The following is a 23,721-nucleotide window of genomic DNA, read 5'->3' as shown; positions in this document are numbered from 1 at the left end:
GTCAGGGCGCGGTGCGCGACTGCATCACCTGCGCATGAACTGCTGCCTTTAATCTTTGCTTAACGACGTTTTCCTTCCGACAAACCCGCCGGTCTGGCAAGATCGGCAAGGTTAGGCGGGCGTTGTTCCGGTAGGGTCCGGGGGGTGCGGGTGGCTGGACTGGCAATCGAGATCATGCAGGGGCTCGGGGCGCTTGGCGCCGCCGGGTCGAAGGCCGTTGCAAGCCGCAGCGCCGCCGACATCGGCGTGGCGGGCGACACGGCGCGCCGCTTCGACCAGCTGGTGAAGCCCAAGGGCGAGAGCCTGCCCCAGGGCGGCGAGCCGGCCGGGGACGAGAGCGCGCCCACCGCCGACGAGGTGCTCGAGTCCGCGGCCGAGAGCCTCGAGGCGCTGGCCGAGAGCGGCACCGACGACCCCGAGGCGCTGCAGGACGTGCTGAGCGCGCTGCGCGACGCGCTGAAGACCGCGCGCCCCGGCACCGCCGAGGACACCGCGACCGCCGCCGGGCATTTCGCCGAGGCGCTGGCGACGCTGGCGCCCGACGGGCCGGACAGCGCCGCGACCGCCGACGAGAGCGGCGGGGACGCAGAGGCTGCTGACCCGGCCGAGGCGCTGCTGGACGAGATCGGCGCGCTGATCGCGGGGCTGATGCCGCAGGACCTGCCGCCCGCGCTGTCGCCGGCGGCGCTGTCGCTTGCCGGTGGCACGGCGGCCGACAGCGCGGCGGCGCCGGACCCGGCGACGCAGGCTTTGGCGCCGACCGGCCCTGCCGCGGCCTCTGCTGCGGTTGCGGCACAGGCGCCCGTCATCGCGACCGCCGCGCCCACGGTGGCCGCGACGACGGACGCGACGTCGCAAGGCGATGCCGCGGACACGGCGGAGGATACCGCCGCCGCCCCGCCGAAACCCTTCGACGCGCTGGTGGCGAAGCTGCGCGACGGCACCGGGCGCGCGGCGGACGCGCCCGAGGCCGGCCGGGCCGCGGGCGAGACGGCGCTGTCGGGCGCCGGCCAGCCCGGTGCCGACCTGGCCGACGCGGCCCGCACGGGAACCGACCCGGCGGGCGCCGCGCCGGCCGGCGCAAGCCAGGCCACCGCAAGCCAGGCCACCGCAAGCCAGGCGGGCGCGGCATCGGCGGCGGGCCTTGCGGCCGCATCGATGACCTCGCGCACCGAGGCCACGGCCGCACCGGCGGCGCAGGCCCCGGCCGATCCGACGCCCGCCCAGCAGCGGCTGGCGCAGTCGGTGGCCGACCAGGTGCGCGGCGTCGCGATCGAGGACGGCAGCACCCGGATCGAGCTGCGGCCGCACGGGCTTGGCCAGATCGAGATCGACATCGCGCAGGCGCCCGACGGGACGCTGAAGGTGACGATGCGGGCCGAGAACCCGATCGTGCTGGACGCGCTGCGCGCCGACCGGCTGGTGATGACGGAGATGATGCAGGACCGCGGCTTCTCGATGCAGGGCGGCGGCCCCGACTTCGAGCAGTTCGGCGGCCAGCAGCAGGACCGCGACCGGCGCGCCACCTCTGGCCGCCGCACCGAGATCGCCGAGATCGGCGAAACCGAGGCCGAGGCCGGCCCGACGCGGATGATCGCCGCGGACGGCCGTCTCGACCTTCTGACCTGAGGAGCCTGCCATGGCCGTCGACAGCACCACCGCCTCCACCACCACGAGCACCAGCACCACGGCCAGCGCCTCGAGCCTTGCCTCGCTGAGCCAGGATTACGAGGCGTTCCTGAAGCTGCTGACGGCGCAGATCTCGAACCAGGACCCGCTGGCGCCGATGGATTCGACCGAATTCGTGAGCCAGCTTGCGCAGCTGAGCCAGGTCGAGCAGTCGGTTCAGGCCAACAGCCAGCTGGAATCGATCGTGGCCAGCCTTTCGGCCGCGGCCTCGCTCTCGGGGGTCAACCTGATCGGGCGCGACGTCACCGTCGAGACCTCGCAGCTGGGGATGGCCGACGGCGCCTCGTCGTTCAGCTATGCGCTCGACAGCACCGCCGCCACGGCGCGGGCGGTGATCACCGACAGCTCGGGCAACGCGGTGCGCACGATCTCGGACCTCGCGGTGACCGGCGGCACGCTGCACGACGTCTCGTGGGACGGGCTCGACGACGCGGGCAACCTGATGGAGGACGGCACCTACAACGTGCAGATCGTGGCCACGGATTCCGCCGGCTCGACCGTCAGCGGCAGTACCTATGCCGCCGCGACCGTGCAGGGTGTGGTGATGGCCGAGAGCGGCGCGATGCTGCGGCTGGGCAACGGCACCTCGGTCGACATGTCGGCGATCCTCGCGGTGAACTGAGCCGGGGCGCGCCCCGGGCCCGCGGTCAGCTGCCGGGCAGCGGCCGCGTCAGGTCGAGGCTGACGCCATGGGCATCGACGACCTGCAGCCCGGTCAGCCGCACCCCGGCGAGGTCGGGGCGGCTGCGGCGCAGGTCGCGGGCGAGAAGATCGGCGATGCGGGCACTGTCGGACAGGTTCTGCTGCACGCCCGGCACCTGCATCGCATCTGCCAGCGCCAGGATCACCGCGTCCTTGATCTCGGCCCGCCCGTCGCCGCGGCGCGTCGCATAGGCGACGTCGTCATCGCTCAGCGCCACGTCGACGGTGGCGGTCAGCGTCATCGCGGCCAGCCCGGTCTCGAGCGGCAGCGCCACCCGGCCCAGCTGGACGAGGCGGGAGTCGGCGAAGGTCTCGGTATCGGCCTGGCGTTCGAGCGCGGAGCGCTGGCGCTGCTCGCGCAGCCGCTCGCCCGCGATGAAGCCGCCCAGCGCGCACAGCACCGGCGGCAGCAGCAGCAGCAGCCGCAGCCAGCGCTTGCGGTCCTCCTCGGCGCCGGTCCGGGCGGAGGCCGCGCTCAATACGGCAGCACGACGTCGAGCGCGTCGCTGCCATAGCGCGGCTGCTGGACCTTGGACAGCTGGCCGCGGCCGCCGTAGGTGATGCGGGCCTCGGCGATCTTGTCGTAGGGCACGGTGTTGTCCATCTCGATGTCGACCGGGCGGATGATGCCGGCCACGCGCAGTTCGCGCAGCTCGTGGTTGACCTTGACCTCCTGCCGGCCGGCGATGACGAAGTTGCCGTTCGGAAGCTTCTGTGTCACCAGCGCCGCGATCTTGAGGCTGATGGTCTCGTTGCGCTGGATCGAGCCCTGGCCGTTTTCGGCGCTTTCGGAATTCAGGTCGATGAGGCGGCCGTTCGAGCTGAGGCTCGAGACGTCGAGGCCCAGCACCGAGGGGGTGTCGACGCTGGTCGAAGAGCTGCGCGAGCGGTCGCTTTCGTTCTCGAGCTGCGCCTCGTCCTTGATCTCGATCGTCACGGTCAGCAGGTCGCCGACCCGGCTGGCGCGCTGGTCGCCGAAGAACCCGCGCGAGCCGCGCTGCCACAGCGAAGCGGCCTCGGCCCGGGTGGGGGCGCGGTAGGGTTCGGGATCGGGCATCGGCACCTGCACGCGGCCGGCCTCGGCCATGGTGCTGGCGTCGAGCGTGAGGTCCGAGACCTTGGGATCGCGCTGGAACGGATCGCCCGCGCAGCCCGCGAGCGCGATCGCCGCGACCGAGAGCGCGAGACGGGGGCGAAGACCGCGCGCGGCGGCCGAACGGGTCACGGCGGAACGGGTCACGGGGTCACCTCCACGGTGCCGTCGGCGCGGGCGATGCCGATGACGGTCTTGTTGCTTTGCAGGTTGACGACGCGGACCTCCTGGCCCTCGAGCCCGTCGCCGAGCGCCCGGCCCGGCGCGGTCAGGTTGAGCCCGCCGTGGCGATAGGACAGGGTCACGCGCTCGCCCCTCGGAACGGCGATGGGTTCGCCCACCGACTGGATCATCACCGGGCGGCCGGGCACCAGCACGCGGCGCACTTCCATCCCGTCAAGCTTCTCGGCCCGGGTCACGGCGAAGGTGCCAAGGCTGGCGGCCGGCAGCGCGACCTCTTCGAGATCGGCGCCGGTGATGGTCTCGCCGGGCATGATCCGGCGCGTGGGCACCGGCACCGGCACGGTCAGCGTGGCCAGCCCCCAGACCCGTTCGGTCGCGCCCTCGCGGGTCACGACATTGGCGACGAACTGGCCGGTCTGCTGGTCGAGCCACCAGTCCGAGATCATCAGCGGCTCGCTCGAGGGCGGGGCCGACTGCACCGCGATGTCGAAGGTGCCGGCCTCGGGCATCTGGTATCCCCAGGTCTCGGTCGCCTTCTCCTCGACCAGCTGGTCGAGCGGCACCGCGCGGGCGGCGCCGCAGGGCACTGCGGCGGCCAGCGCGGCAAGGCAGAGGGAGACGAACCTGCGGGACATGGCGATCACCGGATCTGGTTGGCGGAGGACAGCATCTGGTCGGCGGTCTCGATCGCCTTCGAGTTCATCTCGTAGGCGCGCTGGGCGGTGATCAGGTCGGTGATCTGCTGGATGATGTTGACGTTCGACGCCTCGAGGTAGCCCTGGCGCAGCACGCCCACGCCCTCGTCGCCCGGGTTGGCGGCGACCGCCTCGCCCGAGGCCGTCGTTTCGTACAGAAGGTTGTCGCCCTCGGCCTTCATGCCGGCCTCGTTGACGAAGGTGGCCATGCTCAGCTGGCCCAGCTCGACCGGGGTCGGGTCGTTGCCGACATAGGCGCTGACGATCCCCTGTTCCGAGATCGCGACGCTGGTCGTGTTCTCGGGGATGGTGACGCCGGGGTCGATCTCGTAGCCCTGCTTGGTCACCAGCGTGCCCTCGGCCGACAGCTGGAAGTTGCCGTCGCGGGTGTAGGACTGGGTGCCGTCGGGCATGTTGACGACGAAGAAGCCCTTGCCGTCGATGGCGACGTCCAGCTGGTTCTCGGTCGCGGTCAGGCCGCCTTGGGTGTTCAGCCGGATCACGCCGGCGGTCTGCACGCCCAGGCCGATGTCGACGCCGACGGGGCGGGCGGTGCCATCCTCGTTGGTCAGGGCGCCCTCGCGGATCTGGCTTTGGTACACCAGGTCCTGGAAGGCCGCGCGCATCGACTTGAAGCCGGTGGTGTTGGCGTTCGCGATGTTGTTCGCGATCACGTCCACGTTGGTCTGCTGCGCCATCATGCCGGTGGCGGCGATGCCCATCGCTCTCATCGCGCGATCTCCCTATCAGCTCGTCGGCCCGAGGCGCTGCAACGTGTCGCGCCTGAGCGAATTCTCGTCCTCGAGCAGGGTCATCGCGCGTTCGTAGGCGCGCTGGATGCCCATCATCCGGGTCATCTCGACCACGGGCTCGACGTTGCTCTGCTCCAGGTGGCCCTGCAGCAGCCGGGGCGCCTCGACCGCGAGCAGCGGCGGGGCCGTGCCGTCGGCGGGGGCGAACATGCCGCCGGTCAGGCGCGCATAGCTCTGGATGTCGGGGGCCGCGAAGACGCCGAGCTGCGCCACCGCCTCGCCGTTCTGGTCCGAGATCGTGCCATCGGCCCCGATCGAGACCGCGGTCGCCTCGACCGGGATCGCGATCGGGCCGCCGCCGGCGTCGAGCACCTGCGCCCCGCCCGCCGTGCGCAGCGCGCCGTCGGCATCGACGACGAACTGGCCGTTGCGGCCCAGCGCGGTCTGCCCGCCCTCGGCCTGATAGGCGAACCAGCCCTCGCCCAGCACGGCGGCATCCAGCGGGTTGCCGGTCGCGATCAGCGCGCCCTGGGTGGGATCCATGTAGCTGCCGCTGTCGATCGAGAAGAAGACGTCGTCCTTCCCGATGTCGGTCGGCTGCAGCAGGTAGCTTTCGAACAGCGTCCGCTCGCCCTTGAAGCCGGCGGTGTTCACGTTCGCGAGGTTGTTCGCGGAGATGTCCAGGCTGCGCTCGAGCGAGGAGGCGAGCGTCAGCGAGATGTAACTGGAATTGTCCATTCCACCGCCCGTTGGTCAGACCCGCCCGGAAACAGACCCCGGACCTTGCGCAAGGTATAGAATGATCCAGCATGAAAAGAAAGCATTTACCAATGGCACTGTTCATAATAATCCTTAAGCAGGCGATCCGCCGCGCAAATGAAGTGCCATGAAACGAGATGGATTGAAGCTCGGGACGACGGGCGCGCGGGGGGCCCTTCGCGTGGGGCTTCTGGTCGCGCTGTCGGGCAGCGCCGCGCTGGCCCAGGTGATCGCCATCGACCCGCCGCGCCCGAACGACCGGCCCGAGGACCTGCGGCTGATCGCGCCGGACGCCACCCATCGCGCGGTCGAGCACACGCCGCGGCCGCAGATCCGTCCCGACAACCCGCTGGAACTGGCGCTGCCCTCGATCGAGGAGGTCGCCGCGCAGGCGGACGCCGAACCCGCCGGGGCGACGGGTCACGCAACCAGCCATGAGGCCGAGCCGGCGGCGGGCATCCCGGTCCGGGTCAAGGCCCCGGGGCCCGCCTTCCACGCCGCGCCGACGCACGACGCGCCGCAGGCCGAGGGGCACGCGACGCCGCAGGCCACGGACGCACCCCCGGCACATGGTCCGGCGCATGGCCCGACACCGACGCACGAGGACACGACGGCGCACGGGGACGCACCGGCGCACGGGGACACGACGGCGCACGAGGCGGCGCCGCATGGCACGGCGGAGCCGGTTGCCCCGGCGGCCTCCGGCCACGGCACGGCGCCGCAGACCCTGGCCGAAGAGGCGCCGCAGGGGACACCCGGCACGGCGCCGCAGCCGGTGACGGCGGCCCCGCCCATCGCCCCGCCGCCACTCGCGCTCGGGCAGTACCGCGCCGCGAGCTTCCTGCGGGACCGGGCGCGGCTGTCGGCCGCCTATGCCGCCGCGACGGGTGACGCCGCGCGCGACGCGGCGGCGATGGATCTGGCGACGCTTTATCTCGCGCACCAGATGCGCCCCGAGGGGCGCTCGATCCTCGCGGCGCTGTCGCCCGCGGCGATGCAGCCCGCCACGGCGGCGCGGCTTGGCGCGCTGCAGACCGCGTTCCGGCTGATGGATGGCGAGACCGTGCCCGCCGACACGCCCGCGCTGGCCGAGGGGCCCGGCGCCTGGGCGGACCGGCCGCTGTGGGCCGCGCTCGCGGGGTATCGCGCCGGGGACCACGCGCTGGTCGCCGCCACCCTGCCCGGCGCGATCGAGATGATCGACCACCAGCCAACGCCGTTCACCGACGAGGTGCTGCTGCCGCTGCTGGACGCGGCGATCGAGGCGGGGCAGTGGAATCTGTCGGGCGCCCTGGCCGAGCGGATCGCGGCGCGCCCCGGGCTGCGCGACGCGCCGGGCTACAACCTGCTGCTGGGCAAGGCCTCGGCGGCGAGCGGCCAGCCCGAGGCCGCCTTCGACGCCTATGCCCGCGCCGCCTCGGGCCAGGGCGCCGATGCGCAGCGCGCGCGGCTCGCCCTGGCCGACCTGGGGATCGCCGCGGGCGGGACCAGCCTGCGCCAGACCGCCGAGATGCTGACCTCGGTGCGCTACGACTGGCGCGGCGGCCCGCTGGAGCTGGGGCTGCTGGACCGGCTCGCCCGGGTCGAGCAGCGGATCGGCAACGCGCCCGCGGCCCTGCGCTGGTACGGCCAGATCCTGACGCTGTTCCCCGACACGCCCGAGGCCGCGCACGCGCAGGAAGAGACCGGCGCGCTTCTCAACCGGGTCTATACCGACGGCGGCGCCGGCCGGATCGAGATCGGCACCTTCCTGCGGCTGCACCGCAACATCGCCCCCGACTTCCTGCGGATGGAGGGGTTCGACCTGCAGGCGCGCAAGCTGGGCCAGCGGCTGCTGGCGCTGGGTGCCACTGCCGCGGCGGCCGAGGAATTCGCGGCGATCCGCGGCGGGCTGGCCGAGGGCGCCACCGCCGGGCTGTGGGAGGTCTCGGCCGAGCGCGAGACCTCGGCCCGGCTCGACGAGGCCGAGGCGCTGATCGCCGGCGGGCAGGTGCCCGCGGCGCTGGCGCTGCTGGCGCCCGCGCAGGCGGGCCGGATCGCGCCCGAGACCGAACAGCGGCTGGCGCAGCTGCGGGTCGAGGCGCTGTGGGCGAGCGGCGCGCTGGACGAGCTGTCGCGCGAACCGCTGAGCAGCGACCCCGGCACGACCGAGCTGCGCCGGATCGCCGACGCCCGTTTCGACCGGTCCGACTGGGCGAAGGCGGCCGAGCTGTACCGCGCGCTCTGGCACGACCACCCGCGCGATTTCGGCTTTGCCGACGCCGCGCGGCTGTTCCTGTCGGCGCACCGGTCGGGCGATGGCGTCGTCGCGAGCACGGTCGCGCAGGCCTTCCCCGACCTTGCCAGCGACGCGGGCTGGAAGACGGTCGCGGAAACGATCCTTGCCACGCCCGAGCCGATCGTGCCGCTGCGCGACGAGGCGATCGAGCGGCGGATGTCGCGCACCGAGCAGGCGGTCACCCAGCTGCGCGACCTGCAGACGGTCGCGGCCACCGGCGCCGAGGGGACGGGCGGGACTCCAAGCCAGTAACGCTGTTGCCGCCGGGACACGTTCTGGTGGTGTCCTGTGGATTAGTTACCAATCTCTTAACGTCATTTAAATCCGGCCCTGCTATTCTGCGAGGCGGGCAGCCCTGTGCCGGCAACCCCAATCAATCGAGGCAGGCGTCGTCGCGGCGGGAAACCGAGGCGGCGCGAGAGACGAAGGACAGGCGGAATGGGCATCTCCAACGCGATGCAGACCGGCGTGAGCGGCCTGACGGCGAACTCGGTCGCGATCGAGAAGGTCTCCGAGAACATCGCCAACGCCTCGACCGTGGGCTACAAGCGCAGCTTCGCGCAGATGGTGACCTCGACCACCGGCCAGGCCGTCGCCAGCCGCGGCGTCGGCGCCGACGTGACCAAGAGCGTCAGCCAGGCCGGCGCGATCACCGCCACCAGCTCTGTCACCGACCTCGCGATCTCGGGCAACGGCTTCTTCGTCGTCACCTCGAACCCGAACGAGACGATCCTTGCGAACTACATGCTGACCCGCGCCGGCTCGTTCACCGTCGATGACGAGGGCTACCTGCGCAATGCCGGCGGCTACTACCTATCGGGCTATGCCTACAACGACGACGGCACCCTTCCCGCCTTCGACGCCAACGGCTTCTCGTCGATGGAGACGATCAACCTGACCGACAGCTCGCTCGACGCGAGCCCGACGACGTCGATCTCGGTCGCGGGCAACCTGCCGTCGCAGGAGACGGGCGCGGCCTCGACCGGCACCGCCTTCATCTCGTCGACCAACTTCTACACCGAGCTGGGCGCGACCCAGAGCCTGAGCATGACCTGGACGCCGACCACCACGGCCAACAGCTGGGACATCTCGTTCACCGACTCGAACGGCACCGAGCTGGGCGTGGTCAACGTGACCTTCGCCGACAGCGGCACCACCGCCGGGTCGCCCGCCAGCTATACCGTCGTCAGCGCCGGCACCGGCTTTGGCTTCGACACCGCGACCGGCACCGCGACGCTGACCATCGACAACGCCACCTCGCCCCAGGTCGTCAGCTTCGAGATGGGCGCCCCCGGCAGCCTCGACGGCATCACCCAGTTCGCGGGCGACTTCTCGGCGCAGGACTTCACCACCGACGGCTTCCCGGTCTCGACCCTGTCGCGCACCGAGATCACCGACGACGGCACCGTCTGGGGCGTCTACGAAAGCGGCGTGCGCAAGGCGCTCTACATGATCCCGGTCGCCACCGTCACCAATCCCGACGGCCTGTCCGAAGTCGATGCCAACGCCTACCGCGTCTCGCGCGAGGCGGGCACGCTGAACATCCAGCAGGCCGGCGCCTCGGGTGCGGGCACGATCGTTTCGGGCGCGCTCGAGGCCTCGAACGTCGAGATCGCGCAGGAACTGACCGACCTGATCCGCATCCAGCGCGCCTACAGCTCGAACGCCAAGGTCGTGACGACCGCGGACGAGATGCTGACCGAGACCACCCAGATCAAACGCTGACGGGGACTGACCGATGTCACTCAGCACCGGGCTCACCATCGCCGCGAGCGGGCTGCGCACCACGCAGGCCTGGGCCGACAGCGTGTCGCGCAACATCGCGAACGCCTCGACCGCGGGCTATTCGCGCAAGGACGCGCAGATCACCACCCTGTCGGGCGGCGTGACGGTCAGCGCCTATACCCGCAGCGTCAGCGTGTCGCTGGACGCGATGACCCGCCAGGGCACCGCCGAGATCGCCCGCCAGGACACGATCGCCTCGGTGCTGGCGGGCTACAGCGCCCAGCTTGGCCAGCCCGATGACGAGGTCTCGCTCGTCAGCTACCTGACGGACTTCCGCACCTCGCTCGAGACGCTCGGGAGCGACCCGTCGAGCGCGGTGGCGCAGCGCAGCGCGCTTGACAGCGCGCGCGCGCTCGCAAGTTCGCTCAACGACAATGCCGCCGCGGTGGCGCAGGTCTCGACCCAGGTCGAGAGCGAGATCGGCGCGCAGGTCGACGGGATGAACGACCTGCTGACACAGATCGGCGAGCTGAACGTGCAGCTGAACCGCACGACCGCCGGCACGCTGGAGAACGGCGACCTGCAGGACGAGATGGGCCGGCTTCTGGACGAGATGTCGAGCTATGTCGACTTCCGCGTCAGCCAGACCCAGACCGGGATCACCACGGTCTATGCGCCCAACGGCATGACGCTGGTCGACGGTCAGACCACGCAGCAGCTGAGCTATGACGGCGAGCGGCTGACGGTTGGCGGCGTCGACGTCACCCCGGGCGACACGACGGCGCGCGGCTTCTCGGAGGGCAGCCTGTCGGGCCTGTTCCAGCTGAAGACCGACATCCTGCCGACCTTCACCGCGCAGCTCGACGCGATGGCGGCGACGCTGATCTCGGGCTTCCAGGCCGCCGACGCCTCGCTTGCGGCGGGCGAGGCCGGGCTGTTCACCGATGCGGGCCTTGCCTGGGACGGCACCTCGATCGAGGGGCTCGCCGCCAGCATCGAGGTCAATGCCGCCGCCGACACCACGCAGGGTGGCAGCGTCTCGCTGATCCGCGACGGCTTCGGCACCAGCGCCATCACCGAAGAGGGCGACGCGACCCAGATCAACGCCTTCATCGGCGTGCTGGAAAGCAACCAGAGCTTCGATGCCAGCACCGGGCTGGGCAGCAACATGACGCTGGGCGACTATGTCGCGCAGATGGTCACGGCGCAGCAGACCACGGTCAGCAGCGCCGAGGACCGCAGCGCCGCGCTCGCGGTCTCGGCCGAGACGGTCAGCGCCACGCGCGAGAACCTGCGCGGCGTCAACATCGACGACGAGATGCAGAAGCTGCTGCTGATCCAGCAGAACTACAATGCCAATTCCAAGGTGCTCACCACGCTGGTCGACATGCTCGACACGCTGCTGAACGCGGTCTGAGGACTTCACCATGACCACCGTCTCCACCGTCTCGACCTACCAGATGAGCATGGACAACCGCCTGAAGATCGCGCGGCTGAACGCGGACCTGCTGACGGCAAACCAGGAAGTCTCGACCGGGCTGAAAAGCGACGTCTACGGCGCGCTGGGCAGCCGGGCCTCGCAGACGCTGATGCTGCGCCAGCAGATGGATCTGGCCGATGCCTTCGTGGTGTCGAACACCTCGGTCAGCGGGCGGATGTCGGCGATGGACAGCGCCCTGTCGACCGCGCGCGACGCGGCGCAGGACGTGCTGGCGCTCGCGATCCCGAACGCGACCGAGATCACGCAGACCGCCGGCACGCTGCAGATGCAGGCCAAGGCCGCCTTCGACCAGATCGTCACCGCGCTGAACAGCAACTATGCCGGCAGCGCGCTGTTCTCGGGCACCGCGACCAACCGCTCGGCGCTGCAGTCCTGGAGCGCGCAGAGCGCGACCACCGGCGTCTCGCCCGAGACGGCGATGGCCGATGCCGTGGGCGACGGCCCGCTGACCGCCGCCGATGCCGCCGCGATGATCGCGCAGATCGAGCAGATGTTCGCATCAAGCACCGGCACCGACGCGGATTTCGAGGGCACGTTCTACAACGGCACCCCGGCCGAGACCGCCGGCGTCGCCAATGCTCGCCAGACCGTGCGCGTCGCCGACGGCGTGACGCTTGACTACGGCATCCAGGCGAACGACCCCGCGATCCTCGACACGCTGCGCGGGCTTGCGATGCTGGCCACGACCGACGTCAGCCAGATCACCGATGCCGACGCCTATTCCGCCTGGGTCGGCGAGGCGATCTCGGCCCTGTCAGGCGGCATCGACGGCATCGACGAGCAGCGCTCGATCCTTGGCAACCAGATGAAGATGGTCGAGCAGCAGACGACGCGCCAGCAGACGCTGTCGGATCTGTACAACAACCAGATCGTGGATCTCGAGGGCGTCGATCCCTACGAGGCCGCGACCCGGGTGACGCTGCTGCAGAGCCAGATCGAGGCCAGCTACGCGGTGACCGCGCGGCTGAACGAGATGAGCATCCTGAACTTCCTCTGACGCCCTCAGGCCGAGGCGCGCGCCTCGGCCAGCCCGAACTTGTAGCCCCGGCCATAGACGGTCTCGATGTACTGCTGGCCGCTGGCCGCGGCATCGCCGATCTTCTTGCGCAGCTTGCAGATGTAGACGTCGATCACCTTGTCGAACGGCTGCTCGCTGCTCATGCCGTAGACCGCGTCGTAGATCGCGCCCTTCGAGATCACCTTGTTCGAATTCAGGATCAGGTGCTGGAAGATCGCGTGCTCGCGCCGCGACAGCTTCAGCCGCTCGCCCGAGACCTCGGGATCGCGCCCGTCGAAATAGGCGGTGATCTCGCCCACGGTCACGCTTTCGGCCGCGAAGCCGTGCGAGCGGCGCAGGATCGAATGCACCCGGCTCGCCAGCTCGATCCCCTTCAGCGGCGCCACGACCACATCATCGGCGCCCGCGTCCAGCACCTCGGCCGCCTCGCGCGCGTTGCGGGTGTCGCGCAGCACGATCACCGGGTTCTGCACCCCCGCCCCGCGGATCCCGCGGATCAGCTCGGCCGGCGCCACCGGCATTCCCGGCGCCGCCGCGATCAGGATCGGCCGGGTGTCGGCGCCGCGCCGCGTCAGCTGGTCGATGTCACGGCTGAAGAAGCCCGGGTCAACGAGAGCCGGCGCAAGACCGACAGCCGTGAGCTCGGCCACCAGGGGCGCGTGACGCTCCGGTCGTGTCTCGTAGACGTAGATGTGCATCGGACCTCCCGCCTGGCGCGGAAAAGCAAGTATAGGTAAGAATTAACATCAGTAAATTCGGCGATGCTGTCAAGCAATTCATGGGTATACTGAACAAGTGCCGATTTTATTCTTTGAACGCGCCCCAATTCTTGGATAAGGTTTCCACAGACCCGTGGACGAGGACCCCTGACGACCATGCCCAAGACCCGGACCGTCCGTTCGCTGCGAAAGCTGGCAGGCCTGGCCTGTTCCGGCCTGCTGCTGTTGTCCCCGGCCCAGGCCGACGTCCGCATCAAGGACATCGTCCAGTTCGAGGGCGTCCGCGAGAACCAGCTGGTGGGCTACGGCCTTGTCGTCGGCCTCGACGGCACGGGCGACAGCCTCAAGAACAGCCCCTTCACCCGCAAGTCGATCGAGGGGATGCTGGCGCGGCTGGGGGTGGGCAACCTGTCCAACGACCAGATCAAGACGCGCAACACCGCCGCCGTCATGGTCACCGCCCGCCTGCCGCCCTTCGCCCGGCGCGGCGGCGACATCGACGTCATGGTCTCGTCGCTGGGCGACGCGACCTCGCTGCGCGGGGGCACGCTGATCGTCACCCCGCTCGCCGGCGCCGACGGCGAGATCTACGCGGTGGCCGAGGGCCCGGTCTCCAGCTCGGGCTACGCGGCCGAGGGCACCGCGGCCAGCGTCGTCAGCGGCGTGCCGACCGTGGCGCGGATCCCCAATGGCGCCATCGTCGAGCGCGAGATCGAGTTCCGCCTGAACGACCTCAACAACCTGCGCCTCGCCCTGCGCGAGCCCGACTTCACCACCGCACAGCGCATCGCCGAGGCGATCAACGACGAAAGCATGGGCCGCGCCCGGGTGCTGGACAACGGCACGGTCGAGGTCGGCATCGTCGACAAGACCGACATCCCCGGGCTGATGGCGGGGATCGAGAACCTGCGCGTGCAGCCCGACAGCCCGGCCAAGGTGGTGATCGACGCCAAGTCGGGCACGATCGTCATCGGCTCGAACGTGCGCATCGACGAGGTCGCGGTCAGCCAGGGCGGCCTGACGGTCATGGTGCGCGAAAGCGCCAACGTCAGCCAGCCGAACCCGATCACCATCGGCGAGACCGTCGTCGTCCCCGAGACCGAGATCAACGTGCAGCAGAAGAATTCCGGCTTCGCGCTGCTGCAGGGCGACGTGAGCCTGCAGGACCTCGTCGACGGGCTGAACGCGATCGGGATCGGCGCGCAGGAGACGATTTCGATCCTGCAGGCGATCAAGGCCGCGGGCGCGTTGCATGCCGACCTCGAGGTGATCTGATGGTCGATCGCGCGGTCGCCCCCGGGATCACGGGCATGCCGGGCACATCGCTGGCAGGCACGTCTGCGGCGGGCACATCTGCGGCGGCGCAGAAGCGGGCCGAGGTCGCGACGCGGTTCGAGGCGGTGTTCCTGACCGAGACCGTGCAGCAGATGCTGAAGGAGGCCGGCACCGGCGCCATCGGATCCAGCGACGCGGAAAAGACCTGGAACGGCTTCCTCGCCGAGGCGATTGCCGGCAAGATCGCCGAGAGCCGGACCACCGGCATCGCCCAGAGCATCGAGCGGATGCTGGGCGCCTATGGCGAGACCGAGGGCGGAGGCGAGACATGAGCGGTGGCGGGCAGGATCCCCGGGAGCTGATCGCGCGCTTCGGACAGAAAATGGTCGACCGCCTGCGCGACTCGCGCCTGGCGGCAGCGGTCCCCGATTCGCCGCCCGCCGACCCCGAGCTGGCGGTGCTGGACCGCGAGATCGGCGAGCTGATCGCCGTGCTCGAGGCCGAGACCCGCGCCGCCGAGACCGGGCGCCTCGCCACCCTGGCCGAGAGCGGGCCGCGCAAGGCCGAGGCGCTGGCCCGGGTCGAGGAGCGGCTTGCCGGCCTGCCCGGCCTTCAGGACCAGCTTGCACAGCACGAGCCCCTGCGCGCCAGGCTTGACCAGCTGCGCGCGACCGCGGCGCGCAATGCCGCGATGCTGTCCGCCGCGGCCGAGAGCGCGCGGCTGATTTCGGACGAGATTCAACGGATAAGGGACCGGCATTCGACCGCCGGGCTCTATGGTCGCGACGGCCAGACCCGCGAGCGCGACGAGGGACCCGGCAAGGACCGGATCGACCGCGCGCTTTGAGATGCGCCCCCGCCCCTCGCGCGGGGGTTGCACGACTGACTCACCGTTAAGTTGCCGTTGCGCAACAGGTGACCCGCATTCTGTGTGGTCCAGAAGGTGATCAACACTCGCCACAATTGCGCCCGAATTGTTTAGCTTATTCATATGCGTGAGAGCCGAACCGCAGAATGCGGACGCGCCTCACCCTCGGGCAGAAAAGATCCGGGGCAACATCGAAGCAGAAAGCACGAAGGGTAACGACACATGTCGTCGATCATGACCAACAACTCCGCAATGAACGCGCTGTCGACGCTGCGGAACATCAACACGAACCTGAACACGACCCAGAGCCGCATCTCGACCGGCCTGCAGATCTCGTCGGGCAAGGACAACGCCGCCTACTTCAACATCTCCGAGACGATGAAGGGTGACTCGGCGTCGTACACGGCCATCAACGACGGCCTGACGCTGACCAAGAACTCGGTCGCGACCGCGCGCCTCGGCGCCGAAAGCTTCCAGGAGCTGGCCCAGCAGTTCGTCGAGCGCGTGTCGTTCGCCCAGGGTGCGACCGGCGGCCTGGAAGACATCCAGACCGAACTCGACTCGCTGGTCAAACAGATGACCAACACCATCCAGTCCTCGACCTTCAACGGCGATGACATGGTGAACGCGACCAATGCCGGCTCGGTTGCCAACGCCGCGGTCGATGCCTCCACCGGCGTGCTGACCTCGGCCACGGCGGATGCGGGCTACACCGCGCCGGCCGACCGCAGCGTCGTCACCGGCATCACCCGGACCGCTTCGGGCATCACCGCGACGAAGATGGACATCGGCACCGTCGACCTCTCGGCGATGCTGGCCGACTTCACGGCCATCGCCTCGAGCTTCGCGACCAACGGCGCCAATACCACCGACAACGGTTCGGGCGGCACCGTCGGCGCCGACTATCTTGCCGGTGTGCTGAGCTCGTCGGAATCGGTGCTGTCGCGCGCGACCGAAGCGGCCACCTCGCTGGGCGTGTCGGAGAAGTCGATCGAGAACCAGCAGGAATTCCTGACCCAGCTCTCGGACAACATCGACACCGGCGTCGGCGCCATGGTCGATGCCAACATGGAAGAGGAAGCCGCCCGCCTGCAGGCGCTTCAGGTCCAGCAGCAGCTGGCCACGCAGTCGCTGTCGATCGCCAACCAGGCGCCGCAGAACCTGCTCAGCCTGTTCCAGTAACCCGTACCGCGCGGTCTTCGGCGGGGGCTTCGGCCCCCGCTCTCCAGGCCCGCCGGAGACCGCGTTATTTCCGACCGACGAGTAGTCCCGGCCGCCAGAAGCCGGGCCTTGGCAGCGATCAGATACGGAAGACACAGGCATGAGCATCCTCGCATACAAGCGCACCATCCGCGAGACAGAGAACCCGCGCCAGATCGAACGGCGCATTCTGCTGGCCGCGAACGTGAAGCTGGAATCCTTCGCCGCCGCCTATGATGCGGCCCAGGACAGCGCCGACCGGCTCGGCGTGCTGTCGCAGGGCCTGCGCGAGGCGCTGGTCGAGAACCAGAAGGTGTGGTTCGCCTTCCGTGCCGACCTCGCCGGCCCCCAGAACACCCTGCCCCAGGGTCTGCGCGCGGCACTGCTGTCGCTGTCGCACTGGGTCGACCGCCAGACCAATGCCATTCTGGGCGGGACCGCGCGCGTCACGCCGCTGATCGACATCAACCGCAACATCATCGCCGGTCTTGCCGGTGATGCGGGCGACCGCCCGGCCGCTGCCGGAGCCTTCTGAGACGGATCATGGCGCTCAAGCTCACGCTCAAGCCGAATGAACGGGTGGTCATCAACGGCTGCGTGATCCGCAACGCCGACCGACGGCAGGTCTTCGTCATCGAGAACCGCGCCGACGTCATCCGCGAGAACGAACTGATCGACGAGCCGCCGGTGACCAGCCCGGCGGCACAGGCCTATTTCATGATCCAGTGCTGCGTGCTGCAGTCCGACCTGCGCGACAGCCTCGGGCCCGAGATCCGCACCCTGCTGGCCAAGCTGGTGCCGGTGTTCCGCCCCGAGATCGCCCAGAACGTGTTCGAGGCCGCCTCGAACGTGTCGATCGGCAACTACTACGCCGCGCTGCGCGCCATGCGCCCGGTGATGCGCCACGAGGAGACCGTGCTGGGACACATCGTCGCCAGCCTGTCCCCCGCCCCGCCCGAGGAGGAGGTCTGAGATGGTCAGTCTGACGGCAGGTCTCACCGGGTCGGTGGCCTATTCGCTGATCGAGCGCACCCGCGACAAGCAGCTGGAGATCACCGCGAACCAGGGTCTCGCCAAGCGCGAGATCGCGGCCTTCCGCGAGAACGCCGCGTCGATCACCTCGGTCGACGACCTGATGGAGAATTACGAAGTCTACAGCTTCGTCATGAAGGCCTATGACCTCGAGGACCAGATCTTCGGCAAGGCGATGATGAAGAAGATCCTCAGCCAGGACAGCTCGGACGAGGATGCGCTGGTCAACAAGCTGACCGACACCCGCTTCAAGACCATCTACGAGGGGCTCGACTTCGCCTCGGGCACCGAGGAGACGTTCCAGAACGCCGACTGGGTCGAAGAGCTGGTCGCGCAGTACACCAACCAGGTGTTCATCAACTCCGAGAGCGAGGAGAACGAGTCCGTCGGGGCCGCTCTCGAGTTCAAGGAGAAGGCCTCGACCCTGACCAGCTGGTACAAGGTGCTGGCGGACGAGACGATGAGCGGCTTCATCCGCACCGCGCTCGGCCTGCCCGACAGCCTGTCCACCGCCGATGTCGACATGCAGGCGAAGCTGTTCGCCAAGAAGATGGACATCGAGGACCTGCAGGACCCCGAGGTGCAGGAGAAGCTGATCCGCACCTATCTCGCGATCTCGGATGCGCAGACCGCGTCGGACAACCTGTCGTCGAACCCGATCATCCAGCTGATGACCTCAAGCTCTTCGGGCACGTTCGTGCCGGTGACGATCGACATCGAGGCCGTGCAGGGCTTCTCGGCCTCGCGCTACCGCTAGTCGACCAGCATGTCGTCGTCGGTCATCGGCAGGGTGATGACATCCTGCCGCGCAAGCTCCATCGCCGCCTCGACCAGCGTGACCTGCGCCCCCTGAACCTCCTTGGCGCGCACCGCGCCCATGGTGTTCATCTCGTCCAGCAGCATCTCGCGCGACCGCGCCGGCAGCGCGCCGAGGAAGACGTCGCGCACCTCTTTCTTGGCGCCGCGCAGGGCCAGCGGCAGGGCGTTGCCCTCGGCCGCGCGCATGACCCGGGCCAGCGAATTCGCATCCAGCCGCGCAAGGTCGTCGAAGGTGAACATCTTCTTCTTGATCTCGCTGAAGCTTTCGGGCGCGCGCACCTCGAGATGCTGCGACAGCTGCTCGAAGACCGCGCTGTCCATCTTGTTGAACAGGTCGGCCATCCGCTGCTGGGTGTCGGGCCCGGTGCGGTGGGTGACGGCCCCGAGGAAGTCCTTTTCCAGCACGGTCTCGATATCCTCGAGCACGTGGCGCGGCAGCGTGTCGATGTCGAGCATCCGTCCGGTCACCTCGGCCATCCGCTCGGGCCCCAGCAGCGGCAGCACCTTCGCGGCCACGTCGGCCTTGACCTTGGACAGGATCGCGGCGGCGGTCTGGTCGTGCTCGTCCTTCAGGAAGCCGGCGATGACGTGCTCGTTCAGCTGGTTGAACGTGTCCCAGACGTTGCGCCCGCTCAGCGGGGCGCGGATCTCGGCCATGATGCCGGCGACCTTCTCCTGCGGCAGGAAGCCCGCAAGCATCCGCTCGGTCGCGCTTTGCGAGCCGAAGATGCCGCCGCCGTCGGCCATGCCCGAGACGAACTGCGACATCACCCGCTCGGCCATCTCGGGCGTCACCGACCCCAGCGCCGCCATCGCCAGCGAGATCGACTGGATCTCCTGCTCCTCGAGCTGCTGCATCAGCTTCGAGCCGCGCGCCTGGCCCAGGCACAGGAACACGATCGCGGCCTTTTCCATGCCGGTCAGGTCGTCGAAGTTGTCGGGCGTGGCCATGTCGGCTCTCCGTCAGGTCGCGGCGGCGTAGGATTGCATCAGCGATCCGGCCAGCATGTACCAGCCGTCGATCAGCACGAAGAAGATAACCTTGAGCGGCAGGGAAATCATCACCGGCGGCAGCATCATCATCCCCGCCGCCATCAGCACCGAGGCGACGATCAGGTCGATGGCGATGAAGGGCAGGTAGACCAGGAAGCCGATCGTGAAGGCGCGGCGCATCTCCGAGATCATGAACGCGGGCACCAGCACCGACCAGCGCACCTCGGACAGGTCCTCGGGCATCGGCTGGTCCGCCTCGGTCAGGTTCAGGAACAGGCGCATGTCCAGCTCGCGGGTGTTGGCGGCCATGAAGGCGTGGAACGGCGCCGCGATCGCCGGCAGCGCCTGCTGCTCGGTCTCGGTGCCCTCGAGCAGCGGCTGCAGGCCGTTCGACCAGGCATCGTCGAACACCGGCTGCATGACGTAGATGGTCATGAACAGCGCCAGCGCCGACAGCACCATGTTCGGCGGGGTCTGGTTCAGCCCCAGCGCCGAGCGCAGCATCGAGAAGACGATCACGAAGCGGGTGAAGCTGGTCATCACGACCAGCAGCCCCGGCGCGATCGAGATCACCGTCATCACCGCGATCAGCTGCAGGATCCGGCCCGAAAGCGTCTGGCTGCCGCCCGCCGCCCCGCCCGCGCCCTGCGTCAGCCCGTCAAGCGCCTGCGACAGGCTGCCCAGCAGGTCGCCCCCCGATGGCGGCAGCGCGACATCCTGCGCCAGCGCCATGCCCGCCCCAAGCGCCACCAGCCCTCCGGCCAGGGCCGAGAGCAGCAGCGGGCGCATCAGGCGGGAGGAGGGCCGCGCCATCACAGGTCCGACACGTAGTCCTTGACGATCTCGGTCAGCGTCACGCCGATCCGGTTCTCGCCGACCTTGACGAGGTCGCCGCGGGCGACGAGGCGGTCGTTGATCATCACGTCCACCGGCTCGCCGATGCGCTTGTCGAGTTCGATCACCGACCCGCGCGACAGCGTCAGCAGCTGCGCGATCGGCATCCGCGCCTGGCCCAGCACGATCTGCACATTCAGGCTGACGTTCAGCATCGCGTTGATGTTGTGCCCGGCCTCGGCGGTGGGCGAGCGCGGCGTCAGCGCGTTCGGATCGTCGCCGATCATCGCGCCAAGCACGCCGCTGTCGCGCAGGGTCTCGCGCTGAGGGTCGGAGGCGGCGCCGGGCGGGGTGTCGTTGCCGCCGGGCGGAACGGGGTCAGTCATCGCTATCGGTCCCGATCTTCTGTTGCGGTTGCGAACCGCCCGCGACCTGGCGCAGGGCGGAAAGGATGCGCGCGCAGACCTGCGCGTAGCCATAGCTCATGAAGCCGTCGTCCCAGGCGACCTCGACATCGCCGTCGCCCAGCTTCGCGTCGGGCGCGAGATCGACGTGCCGGGCGCCCGGCTCGCCCTCGACGAGGTCGCGGATCTCGGAGGCGAGGATCGCGTGGCTGGTGGGCGAGAGGCGGATCTTCACCGCGGGCTTGCCAAGCGCCAGCGCCAGCGCGCGGCGCACCTCGGTGCGGGCGGCCGCGACCGAGCGGGTGGCGAGGAATTCCGGGAACACCCGCTCGCAGACCGACAGCGCGAAATCCGTCACCTGGGTCTCGAGCGCGGCATGATGTTCGCCCGTGCGCTCGGCGATCTCGCGCAGCGGGCCGATCATCGCGGCCAGCACCTCGACCTGACGGGCGGCCAGCGTCGCCTGGGTCTCTTCGATCCCGTCGAGCTTGCCGATCGCGCGGCCCTCGGCGAAGGCCTCGGCGCGGGCCTCGGCCACCGCCTCGGCCATCTCGTCCTCGGTGAAGCGCTGCGCGAGCGACAGGTCCTGGGCCCGGCGCTCGGCCTCGATCTCTTCGTCGAAATTGCGCAGGAAAACGCCCTTGGCCGCCATCGTCATGCCCTCTGCGCCAGCCAGCCGCGCAGCATCCGCAGCGCCGCCTCAGGTTCTTCGTCGATCACCTGCGCCATGGCCGCCAGCCGGTCCTTGAGATGGCCGGGCCGCAGCCCGCCGGGCGCGAGATGAACGAAATCGGCGTCCTCGGCCTCGATCTCGACCGGGTCGAGGCGACGCAGGCCGATCGGGCCGCGCTGGCCCGGGATCGCGCCGGGCCGCTGCCCGCCCGCGATCTGGCCCATGTCCTCGGCCGCGCCGAGCGTCTCGCCGGTGACGCCCGGCGCACCGCCGGGCAGCCCCTCGGGCGCGGCGCCGGAGGGACCGGCGAGCGCCGCCGCGGCCTCGCCCTCGGCGCGGATCCGGTTCAGCGCCGGGCGCACGCCGAAGAACAGCACCACCGCCACGATCGACAGCGCGAACAGCCAGCGCAGCGCCGCGGGCAGCGAGGCCAGCAGCTGCTGGCCCAGCGTCAGCCGCTCGGGCTCGCCCAGCCCCATCGAGTAGTCCATGAACCGCAGGCTGTCGACCGAGACCCGGTCGCCGCGGGCCTCGTCATAGCCTACCGCCGACTGCACCAGCTGCGTCAGGCGCTGAAGTTCCTCGGGGCTGCGCTCGGCATACTGGCTGTCGCCGCCGTCCTGGATCTCGAAGATGCCGTTGACCAGCACCGCCACGGTGATGCGCCGGATCGAGCCGGCCTCGGTCACCGTCTCGCGGCGGGTGTTGCCGATCTCGTAGCTGGTGCTTTCCTGCGTGCGGGCGCGGCTGTTCGAATTGGTGTTCTGGCCGGAATTCGGTGCCAGTGCCGGCGGCAGGTTGCCCTGCACGCCCACGGCGCCCTGCGCCTCCTGGCCCTGCTGCTGGTCTTCCTGCGTCGTGGTCGAGCGCACGACCTGCTGATCGGGATCGTAGGTCTGCGCGACGACCACCTGGCGTTCGGGGCTCAGCTCGACCGAGACCTGCACCCGGGCATTGCCGGCGCCGACGCGGGCGGTGAGGATCTGCTCGATGTTGCGCGCCATGCGGTCTTCAAGCTGCGCGCGCTTGCCTTCCAGCCCGGCCTCGGTGCCGTCCGCGCCATCCTCGGCCAGGATCGTCTCGCCGGTCGCCGACAGCACGGTCACGCGGGTGCCCGAAAGGCCCGGCACCGCCGAGGCCACGAGGTTGCGGATCGCCAGCGCCTCGCGCCGCGACAGGTCGGCCCCGCGCGCGGTGCGGATCACGACCGAGGCCGAGGGCTCGGGCAGGTCGCGGGTGAAGGCCTCGCGCTCGGGCAGCACCAGGTGGACGCGGGCGCTTTCCACCCCGTCCAGCGTCTGGATCGAGCGGGCAAGCTCGCCCTCCATCGCGCGCAGGCGGTTCACGTTCTGCAGGAAGCTGTTCATCCCGAGGCCCGAGGTCTGGTCGAACAGCTCCCACCCCGGCATGCCCTGGTCCGGAAGCCCGGTCTCGGCCACGGCCATGCGCGCCCGCGGCAGGTCGCCCTCGGGCACGCTGACGACCGAGCCGTCATCCGAAACGCGGACAGAGAACCCCGCCTGCTCCAGCGAGGTGACCATGCGGCTGGCATCCGTCGCCGACAGCCCGGTGTAGAGCGCGCGGTACTCGGGCGTCATCACCGTCGACAGGCCGAACAGCGCCGCCAGCACGACGCCGAGGCCCACGCCGCCCAGCGTGAGAAGGCGTCCGCGCCCAAGCGCCCGCAGGTTGGCGAGAAGCTGGTTCACACGGCCCTCTGTCAATGCTTCCGTTTCATGAACAATTCTTACGACACCCGCCCGTATCAAGCAAAGAAAATCTTGCTATACTTGCAACATTGCCAGATAATCATCTTGTTTCTTCTTGCAGCCGGATCTGGTCATGTCGAAAGCCCCCGCCTCTGCCCGCAAGGGTGCCGACGCCGCGCCCGCGGCGGCCGGGGCCGCGCCTGCGGGAACCGGGCGGCGCAAGCTGATCCTGATCGCGGTGATCGCGGTCTCGCTGCTGGCCGGTGGCGGCGGGCTGTATTTCGCGCTGTTCATGCGCGACGGCGACACGACCGAGACCGCGGCCGAGGACGGCCATGGCGAGGCGCCGGCCGAGGGCGGCGAGGAGCATGCCGCCGAGGGCCACGGCGCGGCCGAGCCGGCCGAGCCCGGCGCCGAGGCGCTCTACGAGCTTCAGGACATGACGCTGAACATCCGCGGCTTCACGCCGACCGGCGCGCCGGTCGACCGGCTGATCCGGATCAGCATGACGCTGTCCTACGATGCCGACGCGCTCGAGCGGCACGCGGGCGAGGCGCCCGAGGCCGCCGGGGGCGGCCATGGCGGCGGCGAGGCCGCACCCTCGGGCATCGACGCCTCGATCCCGCACCTGCGCGACGTGTTCCTCGACTATCTGCGCCAGATCACCACCCGCGACCTCGACGGCTCGCTGGGCTTCGCGACGGTGAAGGCCGAGCTGCTGAAGCGCGCCAAGGCGGTGATGGGGGCGGATGTCCCGCGCGAAGTGCTGATCCGCGACCTGGTGGTGCAATAGGGGCGAT

General features: G+C 69.8%; 25 protein-coding genes. 14 read left to right on the top strand and 11 right to left on the bottom strand.

Features of this window, described 5'->3' with window-relative positions:
* Nucleotides 1–150 precede the first annotated feature (150 nt).
* Nucleotides 151–1,629, top strand: a complete 1,479-nt coding sequence (locus V8J39_RS12140; protein WP_336461140.1) for a flagellar hook-length control protein FliK — start codon at nt 151–153, stop codon at nt 1,627–1,629.
* 10 nt (nt 1,630–1,639) lie between these two features.
* On the top strand, nt 1,640–2,311 hold the full coding sequence (locus V8J39_RS12135; protein WP_336461139.1) for a flagellar hook assembly protein FlgD: 672 nt from the start codon (nt 1,640–1,642) through the stop codon (nt 2,309–2,311).
* Between the two features lie 25 nt (nt 2,312–2,336).
* Here V8J39_RS12135 and V8J39_RS12130 read toward each other — a convergent pair whose 3' ends face one another.
* Genes V8J39_RS12130 through V8J39_RS12110 form a run of 5 tightly spaced genes read right to left on the bottom strand, consistent with a single transcriptional unit; the run spans nt 2,337 to nt 5,852 of the window.
* The gene (locus V8J39_RS12130) at nt 2,337–2,870 is read right to left on the bottom strand and encodes a hypothetical protein (RefSeq protein ID WP_336461138.1); all 534 of its coding nucleotides are present in this window, start codon (nt 2,868–2,870) and stop codon (nt 2,337–2,339) included.
* Nucleotides 2,867–3,631 (bottom strand): flagellar basal body L-ring protein FlgH, encoded by a 765-nt coding sequence (gene flgH / locus V8J39_RS12125; RefSeq protein WP_336461137.1) that lies wholly within the window; start codon nt 3,629–3,631, stop codon nt 2,867–2,869. Before flgH ends, V8J39_RS12130 begins: the two co-directional genes overlap by 4 nt.
* On the bottom strand, nt 3,628–4,302 hold the full coding sequence (flgA, locus tag V8J39_RS12120) for a flagellar basal body P-ring formation chaperone FlgA (protein ID WP_336461136.1): 675 nt from the start codon (nt 4,300–4,302) through the stop codon (nt 3,628–3,630). Before flgA ends, flgH begins: the two co-directional genes overlap by 4 nt.
* Before the next feature lie 5 nt (nt 4,303–4,307).
* Nucleotides 4,308–5,093 carry a flagellar basal-body rod protein FlgG gene (gene flgG, locus V8J39_RS12115; RefSeq protein WP_336461135.1) on the bottom strand — a complete coding sequence of 262 codons (786 nt, stop codon included), beginning with the start codon at nt 5,091–5,093 and terminating at the stop codon, nt 4,308–4,310.
* A 15-nt stretch (nt 5,094–5,108) separates the two neighbouring features.
* Nucleotides 5,109–5,852: a flagellar hook basal-body protein gene (locus V8J39_RS12110; protein ID WP_336461134.1), complete on the bottom strand. Its 744-nt coding sequence runs from the start codon at nt 5,850–5,852 to the stop codon at nt 5,109–5,111.
* A gap of 148 nt (nt 5,853–6,000) precedes the next feature.
* Here V8J39_RS12110 and V8J39_RS12105 point away from each other — a divergent pair, with 148 nt between their 5' ends.
* The 4 genes from V8J39_RS12105 to V8J39_RS12090 all read left to right on the top strand — a co-directional run bounded on the left by V8J39_RS12105 (nt 6,001) and on the right by V8J39_RS12090 (nt 12,374).
* A complete protein-coding gene (locus tag V8J39_RS12105) occupies nt 6,001–8,403 on the top strand; it encodes a hypothetical protein (protein ID WP_336461133.1) in 2,403 nt (800 codons plus the stop codon).
* 186 nt (nt 8,404–8,589) lie between these two features.
* A complete protein-coding gene (locus V8J39_RS12100; protein WP_336461132.1) occupies nt 8,590–9,876 on the top strand; it encodes a flagellar hook protein FlgE in 1,287 nt (428 codons plus the stop codon).
* Nucleotides 9,877–9,889: 13 nt separating this feature from the next.
* Nucleotides 9,890–11,293 (top strand): flagellar hook-associated protein FlgK, encoded by a 1,404-nt coding sequence (gene flgK / locus V8J39_RS12095; protein ID WP_336461131.1) that lies wholly within the window; start codon nt 9,890–9,892, stop codon nt 11,291–11,293.
* Nucleotides 11,294–11,303: 10 nt separating this feature from the next.
* Nucleotides 11,304–12,374, top strand: a complete 1,071-nt coding sequence (locus V8J39_RS12090) for a flagellin (RefSeq protein ID WP_336461130.1) — start codon at nt 11,304–11,306, stop codon at nt 12,372–12,374.
* Between the two features lie 5 nt (nt 12,375–12,379).
* Here V8J39_RS12090 and V8J39_RS12085 read toward each other — a convergent pair whose 3' ends face one another.
* Nucleotides 12,380–13,093, bottom strand: a complete 714-nt coding sequence (locus V8J39_RS12085; protein ID WP_336461129.1) for a response regulator transcription factor — start codon at nt 13,091–13,093, stop codon at nt 12,380–12,382.
* Between the two features lie 177 nt (nt 13,094–13,270).
* On the opposite strand from V8J39_RS12085, the gene V8J39_RS12080 reads away from it, so the two are divergent.
* The 7 genes from V8J39_RS12080 to V8J39_RS12050 all read left to right on the top strand — a co-directional run bounded on the left by V8J39_RS12080 (nt 13,271) and on the right by V8J39_RS12050 (nt 18,246).
* Nucleotides 13,271–14,389: a flagellar basal body P-ring protein FlgI gene (locus V8J39_RS12080; protein ID WP_336461128.1), complete on the top strand. Its 1,119-nt coding sequence runs from the start codon at nt 13,271–13,273 to the stop codon at nt 14,387–14,389.
* The gene (locus V8J39_RS12075) at nt 14,389–14,721 is read left to right on the top strand and encodes a rod-binding protein (protein WP_336461127.1); all 333 of its coding nucleotides are present in this window, start codon (nt 14,389–14,391) and stop codon (nt 14,719–14,721) included. The genes V8J39_RS12080 and V8J39_RS12075 overlap by 1 nt, the downstream gene beginning before the upstream one ends.
* A complete protein-coding gene (locus V8J39_RS12070; protein ID WP_336461126.1) occupies nt 14,718–15,236 on the top strand; it encodes a hypothetical protein in 519 nt (172 codons plus the stop codon). Before V8J39_RS12075 ends, V8J39_RS12070 begins: the two co-directional genes overlap by 4 nt.
* A 243-nt stretch (nt 15,237–15,479) precedes the next feature.
* A complete protein-coding gene (locus V8J39_RS12065) occupies nt 15,480–16,439 on the top strand; it encodes a flagellin N-terminal helical domain-containing protein (protein WP_336461125.1) in 960 nt (319 codons plus the stop codon).
* Between the two features lie 139 nt (nt 16,440–16,578).
* The gene (flaF, locus tag V8J39_RS12060) at nt 16,579–16,992 is read left to right on the top strand and encodes a flagellar biosynthesis regulator FlaF (protein WP_336461124.1); all 414 of its coding nucleotides are present in this window, start codon (nt 16,579–16,581) and stop codon (nt 16,990–16,992) included.
* An 8-nt stretch (nt 16,993–17,000) separates the two neighbouring features.
* Nucleotides 17,001–17,429, top strand: a complete 429-nt coding sequence (locus V8J39_RS12055) for a flagellar biosynthesis repressor FlbT (protein WP_336461123.1) — start codon at nt 17,001–17,003, stop codon at nt 17,427–17,429.
* Nucleotide 17,430: 1 nt separating this feature from the next.
* Nucleotides 17,431–18,246 (top strand): DUF1217 domain-containing protein, encoded by an 816-nt coding sequence (locus V8J39_RS12050; protein ID WP_336461122.1) that lies wholly within the window; start codon nt 17,431–17,433, stop codon nt 18,244–18,246.
* On the opposite strand, the gene V8J39_RS12045 is transcribed toward V8J39_RS12050, so the two are convergent.
* Genes V8J39_RS12045 through fliF form a run of 5 tightly spaced genes read right to left on the bottom strand, consistent with a single transcriptional unit; the run spans nt 18,243 to nt 22,921 of the window.
* A complete protein-coding gene (locus V8J39_RS12045) occupies nt 18,243–19,259 on the bottom strand; it encodes a flagellar motor switch protein FliG (RefSeq protein WP_336461121.1) in 1,017 nt (338 codons plus the stop codon). The two genes, V8J39_RS12050 and V8J39_RS12045, sit on opposite strands and share 4 nt — an antisense overlap.
* 12 nt (nt 19,260–19,271) lie before the next feature.
* On the bottom strand, nt 19,272–20,114 hold the full coding sequence (gene fliP / locus V8J39_RS12040) for a flagellar type III secretion system pore protein FliP (RefSeq protein ID WP_336461120.1): 843 nt from the start codon (nt 20,112–20,114) through the stop codon (nt 19,272–19,274).
* Nucleotides 20,114–20,521, bottom strand: coding sequence for a flagellar motor switch protein FliN (fliN, locus tag V8J39_RS12035; RefSeq protein ID WP_442902584.1), 408 nt, complete (start codon nt 20,519–20,521; stop codon nt 20,114–20,116). Before fliN ends, fliP begins: the two co-directional genes overlap by 1 nt.
* The gene (locus tag V8J39_RS12030) at nt 20,514–21,191 is read right to left on the bottom strand and encodes a FliH/SctL family protein (protein ID WP_336461119.1); all 678 of its coding nucleotides are present in this window, start codon (nt 21,189–21,191) and stop codon (nt 20,514–20,516) included. Before V8J39_RS12030 ends, fliN begins: the two co-directional genes overlap by 8 nt.
* A 2-nt stretch (nt 21,192–21,193) precedes the next feature.
* Entirely contained in the window at nt 21,194–22,921 is a 1,728-nt protein-coding gene (fliF, locus tag V8J39_RS12025; protein ID WP_336461118.1) for a flagellar basal-body MS-ring/collar protein FliF, read from the bottom strand.
* A gap of 133 nt (nt 22,922–23,054) precedes the next feature.
* On the opposite strand from fliF, the gene V8J39_RS12020 reads away from it, so the two are divergent.
* Complete coding sequence (locus V8J39_RS12020) at nt 23,055–23,714, top strand: flagellar basal body-associated FliL family protein (RefSeq protein WP_336461117.1); 660 nt, start codon at nt 23,055–23,057, stop codon at nt 23,712–23,714.
* The last annotated feature ends 7 nt before the right edge of the window (nt 23,715–23,721 follow it).

The sequence above is a fragment of the Frigidibacter sp. MR17.24 genome (assembly GCF_037095655.1).
GTDB lineage: Bacteria > Pseudomonadota > Alphaproteobacteria > Rhodobacterales > Rhodobacteraceae > Frigidibacter.
Note: the sequence above shows the minus strand (reverse complement) of the source record. Positions and strands in the feature narration are given on the sequence as shown.

What these genes read in the sequence shown, in the direction of transcription:
- V8J39_RS12135 (WP_336461139.1), top strand. Translation starts at nt 1,640, where the DNA reads ATGGCCGTCGACAGCACCACCGCCTCCACCACCACGAGCACCAGCACC.
- flgA (WP_336461136.1), bottom strand. Translation starts at nt 4,302, where the DNA reads ATGTCCCGCAGGTTCGTCTCCCTCTGCCTTGCCGCGCTGGCCGCCGCA.
- flgG (WP_336461135.1), bottom strand. Translation starts at nt 5,093, where the DNA reads ATGAGAGCGATGGGCATCGCCGCCACCGGCATGATGGCGCAGCAGACC.
- V8J39_RS12110 (WP_336461134.1), bottom strand. Translation starts at nt 5,852, where the DNA reads ATGGACAATTCCAGTTACATCTCGCTGACGCTCGCCTCCTCGCTCGAG.
- V8J39_RS12105 (WP_336461133.1), top strand. Translation starts at nt 6,001, where the DNA reads ATGAAACGAGATGGATTGAAGCTCGGGACGACGGGCGCGCGGGGGGCC.
- V8J39_RS12100 (WP_336461132.1), top strand. Translation starts at nt 8,590, where the DNA reads ATGGGCATCTCCAACGCGATGCAGACCGGCGTGAGCGGCCTGACGGCG.
- flgK (WP_336461131.1), top strand. Translation starts at nt 9,890, where the DNA reads ATGTCACTCAGCACCGGGCTCACCATCGCCGCGAGCGGGCTGCGCACC.
- V8J39_RS12090 (WP_336461130.1), top strand. Translation starts at nt 11,304, where the DNA reads ATGACCACCGTCTCCACCGTCTCGACCTACCAGATGAGCATGGACAAC.
- V8J39_RS12085 (WP_336461129.1), bottom strand. Translation starts at nt 13,093, where the DNA reads ATGCACATCTACGTCTACGAGACACGACCGGAGCGTCACGCGCCCCTG.
- V8J39_RS12080 (WP_336461128.1), top strand. Translation starts at nt 13,271, where the DNA reads ATGCCCAAGACCCGGACCGTCCGTTCGCTGCGAAAGCTGGCAGGCCTG.
- V8J39_RS12075 (WP_336461127.1), top strand. Translation starts at nt 14,389, where the DNA reads ATGGTCGATCGCGCGGTCGCCCCCGGGATCACGGGCATGCCGGGCACA.
- V8J39_RS12070 (WP_336461126.1), top strand. Translation starts at nt 14,718, where the DNA reads ATGAGCGGTGGCGGGCAGGATCCCCGGGAGCTGATCGCGCGCTTCGGA.
- V8J39_RS12065 (WP_336461125.1), top strand. Translation starts at nt 15,480, where the DNA reads ATGTCGTCGATCATGACCAACAACTCCGCAATGAACGCGCTGTCGACG.
- flaF (WP_336461124.1), top strand. Translation starts at nt 16,579, where the DNA reads ATGAGCATCCTCGCATACAAGCGCACCATCCGCGAGACAGAGAACCCG.
- V8J39_RS12055 (WP_336461123.1), top strand. Translation starts at nt 17,001, where the DNA reads ATGGCGCTCAAGCTCACGCTCAAGCCGAATGAACGGGTGGTCATCAAC.
- V8J39_RS12050 (WP_336461122.1), top strand. Translation starts at nt 17,431, where the DNA reads ATGGTCAGTCTGACGGCAGGTCTCACCGGGTCGGTGGCCTATTCGCTG.
- V8J39_RS12045 (WP_336461121.1), bottom strand. Translation starts at nt 19,259, where the DNA reads ATGGCCACGCCCGACAACTTCGACGACCTGACCGGCATGGAAAAGGCC.
- fliP (WP_336461120.1), bottom strand. Translation starts at nt 20,114, where the DNA reads ATGGCGCGGCCCTCCTCCCGCCTGATGCGCCCGCTGCTGCTCTCGGCC.
- fliN (WP_442902584.1), bottom strand. Translation starts at nt 20,521, where the DNA reads ATGACTGACCCCGTTCCGCCCGGCGGCAACGACACCCCGCCCGGCGCC.
- V8J39_RS12030 (WP_336461119.1), bottom strand. Translation starts at nt 21,191, where the DNA reads ATGGCGGCCAAGGGCGTTTTCCTGCGCAATTTCGACGAAGAGATCGAG.
- V8J39_RS12020 (WP_336461117.1), top strand. Translation starts at nt 23,055, where the DNA reads ATGTCGAAAGCCCCCGCCTCTGCCCGCAAGGGTGCCGACGCCGCGCCC.